Consider the following 12,766-nt stretch of genomic DNA (forward strand, 5'->3'; position numbering starts at 1 on the left):
CGGTGTGGTGTTGGTGCCGACGGTGTCGACACCGGCGTTCGCGGATGAACTGCCGGTGACAGGTCCCGTGTACGAAGGGCCTGAGGCCGAGAACGGTCCGACCGGGGACGGGCTGGCGGACGACGGCCGGCCGGTTCTCGAGGGAGCGGGTGACGGGTCGCAGCCGGTCGAGGACATCGAGACGGTCTCACAGGCCGAGTCGGAGGCGCTGGCCGAGGCAGCGGAGACCGGCGAGGCGGTCGAGGTCGTCGCTCAGCGCTCCGAGCAGGGCGAGGTCTGGGCGCAGCCGGACGGCACCCTGGAGGGGCGTTCGTTCGTGGTTCCGCAGTGGACGCGGGCCGACGGTGACTGGGTCCGCGTGGACACCACGCTGCGGGAGGCCGACGGCGTGGTGGCACCGGTGGCTTCGACGGTGGATGTCGAGTTCTCCGCCGGTGGCGACGAGCCGCTGGTGCGGATGGACCGGATGGGCCGCGTGGTCGAGCTGACGTGGCCGGAGCCGCTGCCGAGTCCCGGTCTGGACGGTGACACCGCTACGTACAGCGAGGTACTGGACGGTGTGGACCTGCAGATGACGGCCACGGAAGACGGGTATGCCTCGTACTTCGTGGTGAAGACCCCCGAGGCTGCCACATCGCCGGAGCTGGCCGAGATCCGGTTCTCCCTGGAGACCCAGGGGCTCGACGTCTCGGAGACCGAGGACGGCGGGCTGGAAGCCCGGGACCAGGGCGCGGCCGGGGTGGTGTTCGCCGCTCCGCCGGCGGCGATGTGGGACACGGTTGCCGAGGAGCCGGATCAGGCCGGCGGGGAGTCCGCCGAGGCGACCTCCCTTCGGGCGAGCGCTTCGGGTGCCGGCAGCGCGGGCACCGCCGCGGACGCGGCGGGCGAGCATGGCGATCCCGACACGTTTGCCGCGGTTGGCGTCGAGGTCTCGGCGGAGCGCGACCAGCTGACGCTGATCCCGGATCAGGGGTTGCTGAATGACCCGGAGACGACGTTTCCCGTCGTGATCGATCCGCAGTGGCACACGCCGAAGGCGGGAGCGTGGGCGTCGCCGAACAAGTCGTACCCGGACAACATGGGCTGGAAGTTCAACGGGAAGACGACCCAGGGCCTGGGCACGTGCACGGGCTGGTCGGACTGCCCGGGCGGGTCGACCTACCGGCTGATGTACCAGTTCGACGTGTCGAGGTTCAAGGGCACCAGGATCCTCTCCGCCGAGTTCGTGGTGAAGAACACGCACTCCGCGGTGTGCTCGAACCACCGCGTCGACCTGTGGCGTGTGGGGGCGATCAACTCGTCCAACACGTCGTGGAACAAGACGAGCAACTCGACGTTCTGGAAGGAACTGATCGCGCACGACTCGTTCCACTACGGCGGGAACCAGTCCACGTGCAACAGCGCGGCGGACGCGGAGTTCGGCATCCGGGACACGGTGCAGTGGTTCGCCGACGAGGGCTGGGGGCGCCTGACGCTCGGGATGCGCGCCTACTCCGAGACCAGCAAGTCGTACTGGAAGAAGTTCTCGCGCAACGGATACGTGCGGGTGAAGTACAACCGTCCGCCCAACCGGATCAAGGCGACGCAGCTGTCGATGAACCCCGGCGGCTCCTGCGCGAAGTCGGGGGACGCACCGCGGATCCGCCAGATCGACAAGCTGGTCGCGTCGCAGGCCACGGACCCGGACGGGGACCGGCTGCAGGTGCGGTTCACGATCACCGACACGAACAACAACCAGGTGTGGACCTCGGGACTGGTGCCGTCGAGTTCGAAGGCGAATGGGTCGGCGTTCAGCGTGCAGGTGCCCAAGGCGGAGATCCCGGAGAACAAGCTGCTGCGGTGGGGGGTGCGCGTCTGGGACGGGCGCGACACGAGCAAGTGGTCGTATGCGGACAGCGGCTGGCGGTGTCACTTCGTGTACGACACCTCACGGCCGAAGGAGCCGACGATCACGTCCGCTCGGTGGCCGGCCTCCGACCCGGAGAACCCGGAGGACCCGTGGTTGGACGGCGTGGGACAGTCCGGTGGCTTCGACTTCTCGACGACCTCGGGTGACGTGGTCAAGTACCGGTACGAAGTCAACGCGCAGCCGACCGGGTCGAGCCGGGAGGTGACCGCGGCGCAAGCGGGCTTCCACTTGATGCCCTCGGAACCAGGCGTTTACACCATCAACGCGCAGGCGCTGGATGCCGCAGGGAACAAGTCGACGACGGCGACCTACCAGGTGCGGATCGGATCGGGCCGACCCCCGATCTCCATGTGGGGGTTCGACGGCGCGGCGGCCGACAGTCCGCTGACGCTGTCTGGGGACGCCCATATTGCCTCGTTGCCGGCGGGCGAGCGTGTTGACGGTGACGCGCTGTTGCTTGACGGTGCCGGGGATTCAGGGATGGCGCCATCCTCGGAACGGGTTGGCACGGCGTATTCGTTTGCAGTGGAGGCATGGGCGTACCTCGATGCCAAGACGCCTGGGCAGGCGGTCGTGGTCTCGCAGGCCGGGCCGGACTACATGGACTACAAGCTCTACTACACGGGATCAGCCGACGGCCGCAGTGATCGTTGGGCGTTCGGCCGGTACACCTCGGACCTGGCGATCACCGGCGTCGGATCGGACGTGCCTGTGCGGACCGGGCGATGGACCCACCTGGTGGGCGTGCACAACTCGCTGACGAACCAGTTGCTGATCTACGTCGACGGCGTGCCCAGCGAACCGCGGTCGTTCTCGGATCCGGTCTCGGAGTTGGGCCCCGTCACCATCGGTGCAGGCCGTTATTCGGCGACAGCGAACCCGACGTCGTTCTGGCCGGGCAGGGTCGACGGCGTGAACCTTTATGACCGGATGGTGCCCGTCGGGGAGGCTGCTGCGCTTGCGTACGCCCGGCCGTCGGTCGCGGCGCGTTGGTCGTTCGAGCCGACCACCGTCGACCCCACAGCGTCGCCGGTCACGGTCGCGAGTGAGGTCGACACGACCGGCGGACAGGGTCCGTCCTTGACGCTGTCCGCGGGCGCCGGGCTGAACCAGGAATGGTGGGTCGACGAGCAGGCGCTTGTGCTGGACGGAGTGGATGGATACGCGGCCACGTCTTCCGTGCCGCTGGACACGTCGAACTCGTTCACCCTGACTGGGTGGGCGCAGGCGGCCGGGGAACTCGACAGGTCCGCGACCGTGGCGGCGATCAACGGGTCGAGCGAGTCTGCTGTGCTGGTTGAGGCGGAACCCGGGATACCAGATGCCGAGGGGGAACCTGCCGGGGTGACCTGGCGGCTGATCATGCGCGACGCAGATGGCTCGAGCGCGACAGTGGCTGAAGCGGTGGACACTTCGGAACTGTCCGCCACCGACTGGACTCACCTGGCGGTCGTGTACGACGCGGCGCGTCGAACGGCCCGCCTGGTGGTCAACGGAAACGACGCCGATGTGAACCCCATGATCGAGAACGTCGACGTCTTCTCTGCCAGTGCCTCGGTTTCGGTGGGGCGTGGGCGGTCAGCCGGCGCTTGGAGCGGGTACTGGCCTGGCCAGGTCGATGACGTGTGGCTGTTCAACGGCACCTTGTCAGATGCGCAGATCAACCAGTTCCTCCACACCCAGTTCGGCATGCCGACCGAGGTTCCGGGGGGCGCGGAGTGAGCAACAACCGAACACGATCCTCACGGGTGAAGGCCGCCGGGCGGCGCGGGAATGCGACGAAGCAGGAGAAAATGACGAGGATCTTGACCGCCCACGGCGCTTCTCGTAGAGACAGGCGCTGGCTGCAACTGGTTGCTGGGATGATCGTGACCGGCTCCCTGGTCGGGACCCTCCTGGTGCCGGTCATGACGGCCCCGGCCGCCGCTGCGACGGTCGACCCGCCTGATCCGGAGCCAGGTGTCGTGGTCGCCGGCGAGGACCACACGAAGGTGGCTGCCGCGAACACGGACATGCTGCCGGAGGTTGAGGCGCCGGCTGCCGACCTGCCTGAGCGGGGATCTGCGACCGTTCCCGTCGAACCCAGTGGTGTGACTCGTCGGAACGGAGCGGGTGCGGACCCCGACGAGAGTTCGGCTTGGCGCCCCACGCAGGTCGGTGGGATTTCGATCGCGTTCTCACCGGCAGGGGGCGCGAGCATCGAGGAAGTCGCCGTGCGCGTCCGCGAGGGCAAGGCTTCCGGGAACCCCGTAATCGAGTTGAGCCTGCCTGCAGGATCGACACCACAGGCCGCGAAGAATCACGACACGACCAACGTCGGCAATGTGACTACGGCGACCATCGACGTGCAGGTCGACTATTCGGCGTTCGCCGGCGCGTTCGGCGGCGACTATGCCGGCCGGCTCACGCTGGTGAACGACAACGGAACACCGGTCGACACGGTGAACGACGCGGAGAAGCAGACGCTGACCGCGCAGGGCGTCGAGCTGAGTGCTACCTCGCCGACGACGTTGGCTGTGGCGGCTACGACGGCAGGTGACACAGGGGATTTCGGCGCGACGCCGTTGGCGAAGGCTGCATCGTGGTCGACGGATCTGCGGTCGGGTTCGTTCGCGTGGAACTATCCGATCGGTGTGCCGGATGTTCCGGGGTCTTTCACGCCGACGCTGGGACTTTCGTACAACTCGGGCGGGATCGATGGGCGCACCTCGAGCACGAACAACCAGGCTTCGCTGGTGGGCGACGGGTTTGATCTGTGGCCCGGCTACATCGAGCGCAAGTACAAGTCCTGCTCGATCGACGATGTCAAGAACGATGAGGGTCGCGCGATCGGCGACCAGTGCTGGGACTACGACAACGCGCACATCTCGTTCAACGGCGCGGCCGGCGAGTTGGTACCTGACGGCGAGAATTCCTGGCGCCTGGCCAAGGACGACGGCACGAAGGTCGATCTGCTGACGAACAGCGCTCGCGCCAACGGTGACAACAACAACGAGTACTGGCGAGTGACGACTCCTGAAGGTGTGAAGTACTCTGAACCGGCCCGGGTTCTCTGCCGCTACTTTGCGGGTTCGGGCTCTCGGGTGAGGGCCTCGTAGTGGAGCGTCTCGAACTCTATCGGGGTGAGCATCCCGAGCGAGCCGTGGAGACGCCGGTTGTTGTACCAGTCGACCCATCCGGCGGTCGCGTACTCGACGTCGGCGAGGGTCTGGTAGGGGCCGGGGTGGAAGATGGTGGTGCGGATGCACTCGGTCTTGTACAGGCCGTTGATCGTCTCGATGAGGGCGTTGTCGTAGGCGTCGCCGACGGAGCCGATCGAGGGCGCGATGCCCTCGAGGGCGAGGTGCTCGGTCAGGCGAATCGCTGTGTACTGAGATCCGGCGTCGCTGTGGTGGATCAAATCCCCAGGTGAGACCGGTTTTCCTTCTCGTTCTCGTTGCCAGAGTGCGATCCGCAGCGGAGTCATGACCAGGTCGACCTTCTTGCTGGAGCTGGCGTGCCAGCCGATGATCCGCTGGGCGAAGACGTCCACGATGAACGCGACGTAGACGAACCCCGCCCAGGTACGTACGTAGGTGAAGTCGGTGACCCAGGTCCGGTTTGGGGCCGGGGCGGTGAAGTCGCGGTTCAGCAGGTCACCGGCCCGTTTCCCATCCGGGTCGGGGATCGTGGTACGAAGCTTCTTCGCCCGGCGCACGCCCTCGAGCCCGAGGCTGCGCATCGCCCGGTCCACCGCGCCGCGCGAGGTGCCGGCGAGGTCGTGCCGGCGACGGAGCAGGGCGACCCACTTGCGCCGCCCGTACAGGCCCTCCGGCGTCATCTGCATCTGTCCGGTGACCTCGTTGAACGTCCAGGCCAGGGCGCGGACCTTGTCCTCGACCAGGGCGTCGGTGACGGTGCGGGCCGCGATCCCGGCCGGGCGCTTCCATGCCCGGTAGGTCCGCGCAGCGATCCCCAGGCCCTGCTGACGCAGGACGCGAAGGATCGACTCGACTGCGTAGCCCTCGGCCCTCAGCTCGTCGACGAACGCCAGGATCAGCGGTTTCGGGGGTCGAGCTCCCCCGCGAAGAAAATCGAAGCCCTACGCAGGATCTCGTTGTCCTCCCGCAGCTTCTTGTTCTCGGCCTTGAGGCGTTTGACCTCGGCGGACTCTTCACTGGTCACGCCAGGCCGGGTGCCGTCATCAACCTCGGCCTGGGCCAGCCAGCGCCGCACCGACTCGCGGGAGACGCCTTCCTGACGGGCGACCGCGGTCACCGCGGCGGTCAAGGTTGGGTACTCCTGCAGGTGGTCCCTCACCAGCCGCACGCACCTCGCACGCAGCTGGGGATCGATCTTCTTCGGCATGCTGTCCATCCTTCCGGACTCAAACAGCAGCGGCATCAAACCCGGGCCGGTTCACTTCTTCGGTTATCACCGTTTGCCGGGCTGGAGCTCAGGCGACAGAGCGACGAACTCGACATGGACGGTTCCGGTCCTGGGTGACGACGCGGGAGATCCCTGCCATGCGTCCACGCGGGCTGGGTCCGTGTGTGATCAGGGGTGGCGGTGGAACCTGGACTACGCGGTGGACCCTGCGGGGAACGTGATCGCCTACTACTACAGCAAGGGCAGCAATTCCTACGGCAGCCTGGGTGATCCGGAGAACAACGTTCGCTACACGCGAGGCGGGACGCTCAACCGGATCGACTACGGCCTGGATTCGTCGGATGTGTCAGGGGCGACGCCACTGGGGCGGGTGACGTTCGGATACAGCGAACGGTGTATTCCCGGCGCTGTCGAGGGATTCGGGTGTAGCGCCATCAACGAACAGCCCAACGGCTGGTTCGACACGCCGTGGGACCTGAACTGCAGCGCGACGGCGACGTGCGACAACGGCCGTACCTCTCCGTCGTTCTGGGGCCGCAAGCGCCTGACGTCGATCGCCACGAAGGTGAACGTCGACGGTGCGTTCACGCCGGTGGACTCGTGGGACCTGACGCATGAGTGGGGGACCGCGGACACCGACTATCAGCTGCTGCTGAAGTCGATCATCCGCACCGGAGAGACCGGTCATGCCACGGACGCCGACCTGGCCGGTGACATCGCGTTGCCGCCGGTCGAGTTCGGCTACGAGCAACTGGTCAACCGGTTGGACGAAACGGGGGACGGGCAGGCCCCGTTCGTCAAGGCCCGCCTGGCCACCATCGTGGACGAGACCGGGGGACAGGTCGACGTCGGTTACTCCGAACCGGCGTGCGACGCGACGAACCTCCCGGCGGAGAACACCAACACCACCCGCTGTTTCCCGCAGCGTCGGCTGCCCGGCGCGGATCTGTCGCCGGTCACGGACTGGTTCAACAAATACGTCGTCACCTCCACGGTGACGACCGACAGGACGGGCGGCGCACCGGACACCGAGACGCGTTACCAGTACCTGGGTGGGGGCGCCTGGCACTGGGACGACGCCACCGGTATCACACCGGATGAGGAGAAGACCTGGTCGGACTGGCGCGGCTACGGCCACGTGCGGACCACGAAGGGGTCAGTGACCGAGCAGATCAGCCAGTCGGAATCCTGGTTTCTGCGCGGCATGGACGGTGACCGCTCCGACCGGTCCGGCGGCACTCGTTCCGTCGAGGTCGAGCTCGGCACCGGCGAAGGAGACCCGATCGCCGACAGCGATTGGCTGTCCGGCTTCACCTACAAGACGGTCCAGTTCTCCGAGATCGACGGCCAGGTCCTGTCCAAGGCGGTCAATCGGCCCTGGTGGCACCGTACGGCCATCAGTCAGCGTGACTGGGGCACCATCCGATCTGGATTTGTCCGCACGGCCGAGACGAAGACGTGGACCTCACTGGGGACCGGCGGGTCGCCCTGGCGTGTGACGCAGACCAACACCACGTATGACGACACGGTGGCCGGCAGAGTGCTCGAGGTCACCGACCGTGGGGACACGAGCACGAGTGGTGACGAGCGCTGCTCGAAGATGGAGTACGCCACCAACACCACCAAGAACATCTTGGGCCTGCACGAACGCAAGCAGACTTGGGCGGTGCGGTGCGACCAGACGCCTGACCGCGCGAACGGCGACGTCATCAACGACGTCCGCTACGCCTACGACGGTCAGGGATACGGGGCCGCACCGACGGCGGGGCGCATCACCCGGACCGCCGATCTCGCCGGGTTCGACGGTACGACTGCCCAGTACGTCGAAGCGTCTTCCACCTACGACGCCTACGGCCGGGTCACGTCGGTGACCGACCTGTCCGCTGATTTGGCCGTGACGTCGAACGGCGACGGCGCGCTGACGCGCACGCCCCGGTCCGACGGCCGGACCGCGACCACGTCATACACCCCGGCCAGTGGGTTTGCCACCTCGATGACCGAGACCACACCGCCTGCCACGCCAGGGGACTCCGCGACGGCACTGACCAACACCACGACACTCGATCCGCGGCGCGGGACACCCACGCGTGTCGTGGACACCAATGGCAAGAACACGTTCGTGCGCACCGACGCGCTGGGGCGCACGGTCAAGGTGTGGCTGTCGAACCGGGCGACCTCTTCGACGCCCTCCATGCAGTACACCTACCGGATTGCCAAGAACACACCGGTCGCGGTCGGTACCGCAACGATCAACGACGCGGAACAGCAGCAGACTTCCTGGACGATCTACGATGGGCAACTGCGCGAACGACAGACCCAGTCCCCGGGGCCTGAGGGTGGCCGGATCATCACCGATACGTTCTATGACGCGCGCGGTCTCAACCACCAGTCCTACGAGCCGTACTACAACGACCAAGCACCGAACGCGGCAATCTTCGACCCGTATGACTCGTCGGCCGTCGACACGATGATCCGCACCGACTTCGACGGCACAGGCCGTCCGACCAGGTCGCGGACGATGTACAGCGATTCGGACGGGGAATACACGGTCGGCGCAACCAGGTGGATCTATCGCGGCGACCGCACGACGACGATCCCGCCGAGCGGCGCGACGGCAATGACCGCGATCACGGATGCGCGGGGGCAGACGGTCGAACTGCGTCGGCACGAGGATGCCGCCTCCGCCGGTCCTGAGGACACTTCAGGGTTCGACTCGACCAGCTACACATACACAACCCGCGGGGAACTGGCCACGGTCGCCGACCCGGAAGGTAACCAGTGGTCCTACGAGTTCGACCAGCGCGGCCGGCAGGTATCGGCTACCGATCCCGATGCAGGGACCACGACCAGCACCTATGACGACCGTGGCCAACTGGTGACGACCACCAATGCCGCGAACGAGACGACGTGGAACGCCTATGACGGTCTCGGGCGACCGATCGAGACTCGTCAGGATGGCCCGACCGGAGAGCTGATCTCTTCGTGGACCTACGACACGGTCTCGGGAGCCAAGGGACAGCCGGCGTCGTCCACGTCGTACGTGGACGGCAACGCGTACACGACGCGCGTCACCCACTACGACTCGCTGTACCGGCCGCTGCGCAACCTGGTACAGATCCCCGCGGTCGAGGGCGACCTGGCCGGCAACTACATGACCAGCACGGGCTACACCCCCGCCGGCAACATCAGCGGTATCGGAATGCCTGCTGCGGGATCGCTTCCGGGCCAGGCTGTCGTGTTCGACTACGACGACGCCACCAACTGGCTGCGCGACGTCGACTTCGCCAACGGCCTGCACGCCGAAAGCACCTACGACTACACCGGCAAACTGACCCAGGTCGACATGTCCACGGGCCTGGGCCGGAACGTGTACGCCACCAACACCTACGAGGACGGCACCAACCGGCTGTCCACCTTCCGCGTCGACCGGCTCGACCAGCTCGGCGTGGACCGGTACGAGACATACGAGTACGACGACGCCGGGAACGTCCTGTCACTCAAGGACGTGTCTCGCACCGGTACGGACGTGCAGTGCTTCACATACGACCACCTGACCCAGCTCACCGAAGCGTGGGCGCAGGACACGCCGGGTTGCGAGTCGGGTGGAGCTGCTGCCGAGACGGCTGGCACCCTGGGTGGCCCAGCCCCCTACTGGCACGAATGGACCTACGACGGGGCCGGCTCCCGGCAGAGCGAAATTCTCCACGGCATCGGCGGCACGGACACACCTACTGACGTATCGCGCCAGTACACCTACGACACCGCCCAGCCCCACACGGCCACGTCCGTGAACCAGCAGGTCGCCGCCGGTGACAGCAGCCCGGCGGTTGACTCGCTCGAGCAGTACGCCTACGACGCGGTGGGGCGAACCATCTCCCGTCAGATCAACGGTGACACGCAGACGCTGGACTGGGGTCCCGACGGTCGCCTCGCGGCGGTCACAAACGCCGACGAGTCCGGCGCAGAGTACATCTACGACGCAGACGGGCAGCGGCTCATCGGTCGCAGTACCGACGCCGATGGCGCTACCGAAAGCACCCTGTACCTCGGGCACACCGAGATCACGGTCAGCTCGGCCGAACCTGGCGTGGAACGCGCCACCCGCTACGTCGACGTTGGCGGTGGGCACGTGGCCGTGATCGACGACCAGGGCGGCACCGAGTTCGTCATGGCCGACCACCATGGCACCGGCCAGCTCACCATCAACGCTGCTGACACCTCACAGGTCTCCCAACGCCGCACCACCCCGTTCGGCACCGAACGCGGCACCGACAGCATCCCCCTCGGAGAATGGCCCGGCTCCCGCGGATTCGTCGGCGGCTACGACGACCGCGAAACCACCGGCCTGGTCTCTTTGGGAGCACGCGAGTACGACCCTGCTCTGGGCAGATTCATCAGTCTGGATCCGATCATGGACCTGACTGACCCGACTCAGATGCACGGGTACAACTACGCCAACAACAGTCCCATCACTCTGTCTGATCCCGACGGTCTCGAACCGCGCCCGTGGCACGAGGAAGACAAGGGCTTCTCTGATTTCGACGACGAGGTCATCGACGACTATGACGGCGACCTGGATGGAAGCACCGTCGCGGGCGGCAGTCTCTGGGGCGCGGGCGGGGACGCGTCCGACACCGGCCGCGGAGCTGCGGCCGACGGCGCTGGCAGCCAGGGCCCTGCTTCGACCGGTCCCACAGCCGAAGAGATCGCTCATGCTCAGGAAGTGATGGACAAGTCCATCATGGACGTCGCCTTCGAGCTCGGGTTCGAGGCCATCAAGGACTTCATCGGCTGGAACGACCTCATGGGCTGCGTCAACGACGGCTCGGTCGGTGCCTGCGCCTCCCTTGTTCTCGGCGTCGTCCCCATAGGCAAGGTCGCCAAGGCGCTCAAGGTCGTCACAAACATCGTCATCGGCGGCATCAAGTTCTATCAACAGCAGAAGAAGGCGCGCAAGCTTCTCGAGGCTGCCAGGAGCACATGCAACAGCTTCGCACCGGGAACACTGGTCCTGCTCGCAGATGGAACCTGGAAACCCATCGAGGACATCGAAATCGGCGACGAAGTCCTCGCGACAGACGAAGACACCGGCGAGACAACCCAGGGGCGCGAAGTCACTGCCTTGATCACCGGTGAGGGCGACAAGACCCTCGTCACCCTCACCGTGACCGGCACCGACGGAAGCACTCAGCAGATCGTTGCCACCGACGAACACCCCTTCTGGGCACCCAAGTTCGACGAGTGGGTCAATTCAATCGACTTAGCACCCGGCGATTGGCTCCAAACCTCGGCCGGCTCCTGGGCGCAAGTCACCGCGGTCGACATCCATCAGCAACAAGCCGTTGTCCACAACCTGACGGTAGCGGCCGACCACACGTACTATGTGTCGGCGCGCGAAGGTTCCAATGCAATTCTCGTCCACAACGCTGGTGCATGCAGTCTGCTCGGCGGGCGGATCGACAACATCACGGAGCACCTCCAGTACAAGGATTTGGACGCAGCGCGACGTGAGTTGGGTGGTGAGGTCGTGGCCCGGAAGGCTGACGGCACCCCATGGGACCACGTTCATGAGGTGCGCGATGCGCAGAACGGCCTGCTGAAGGTTATCCGAGAGGCGAACGGGGCGCTTGGTCACCCCAAGCTGGAACCGCAAGTTCGGGCGCAGATGGAAGGCGACCTCGCGCGAGCGAGCAAGCTGCTTGACTACAGTGAGCAGTTCGTTCCGAGAGGATGATTGAGGTGGTTTCAGTTCCTCGAGACGTCAGTGCACTGTTGGCTCGGGCCAAGGAGGGATCGATCACTACGTCAGAGGTGGCTGCCGTGATGGCGGCGATCGAGAAAAGCGATGATCTGAGTCAGCTTTACACTCTGATCCATATTGTTGCTCGTTCTCGGCCAGCAGGTGCTGAGCGGCTGCTCCAAAGGCATTTGGGGTTCGCTGATGATCCGCAGGTGGCTGCGCTGGCTTTGCATACGCTCGGTGTTCAGTGGGGCTGCTTTGGGGAAGTGTATGAGTTTACAATTGCTGCGCTGAACGGGCTTGACTGGGATCCGATCGGTGACGTTCAGGACGCGGCGATTACCGTTGCCGGTGAGTTCCTGCGTGAGCGATCGGACTGTGGCCTGCTCGAGCGACTTATCACATTGACATTGGACGCTGACAAGTGGACTGCGGTTCACCGGTTCAACGCGCTCGCGAGAGCTCTCGGTGCATCCCAACAAGATCTGGCTGGACTCTCGGCAAGGGTCGATGAATGGTCGCGCGACGCAATTGAGACGAGGGCGCTAGAGAGGCTCGACCGTGAATGCTCCTGACAGGGCGATGTTGACGGCTGTGCGGCTCGAGATCGCGTCATTGAGCCAATCTGTTCTCACGATTCCGTGGCCGACCATCGACGTTCCTGGAGGATGAAATTACGTGCACATGTGAGCCCAGGGTGATTGCATAGTTGATCACCCGCTGTAGGTCTTGACGGCGAGGGATTGGCT

5 protein-coding genes are annotated in these 12,766 nt (G+C 65.8%); 4 read left to right on the forward strand and 1 reads right to left on the reverse strand.

Features of this window, described 5'->3' with window-relative positions; all coding sequences use genetic code 11:
- The first annotated feature begins 55 nt into the window (after positions 1-55).
- Positions 56-3,631: a LamG domain-containing protein gene (locus EDD34_RS03285; RefSeq protein ID WP_123813302.1), complete on the forward strand. Its 3,576-nt coding sequence runs from the start codon at positions 56-58 to the stop codon at positions 3,629-3,631.
- Positions 3,632-3,657: 26 nt separating this feature from the next.
- Entirely contained in the window at positions 3,658-5,007 is a 1,350-nt protein-coding gene (locus EDD34_RS03290; RefSeq protein ID WP_123813303.1) for a hypothetical protein, read from the forward strand.
- On the opposite strand, the gene EDD34_RS03295 is transcribed toward EDD34_RS03290, so the two are convergent.
- Positions 4,968-6,256 (reverse strand): IS3 family transposase gene (locus EDD34_RS03295; protein ID WP_123813304.1). Its coding sequence is split into 2 segments (ribosomal slippage): positions 4,968-5,983 and positions 5,983-6,256, totalling 1,290 coding nucleotides; the frame shifts between segments, so codons are not numbered across the junction. The two genes, EDD34_RS03290 and EDD34_RS03295, sit on opposite strands and share 40 nt — an antisense overlap.
- A gap of 238 nt (positions 6,257-6,494) precedes the next feature.
- Between EDD34_RS03295 and EDD34_RS03300 the strand changes: the two genes are divergently transcribed.
- Positions 6,495-12,011, forward strand: a complete 5,517-nt coding sequence (locus EDD34_RS03300) for a polymorphic toxin type 28 domain-containing protein (RefSeq protein WP_170176955.1) — start codon at positions 6,495-6,497, stop codon at positions 12,009-12,011.
- 86 nt (positions 12,012-12,097) lie between these two features.
- Positions 12,098-12,592, forward strand: coding sequence for a hypothetical protein (locus EDD34_RS03305; protein WP_123813306.1), 495 nt, complete (start codon positions 12,098-12,100; stop codon positions 12,590-12,592).
- Positions 12,593-12,766 lie beyond the last annotated feature (174 nt).

This window comes from Myceligenerans xiligouense, assembly GCF_003814695.1.
Lineage (GTDB): Bacteria > Actinomycetota > Actinomycetes > Actinomycetales > Cellulomonadaceae > Myceligenerans > Myceligenerans xiligouense.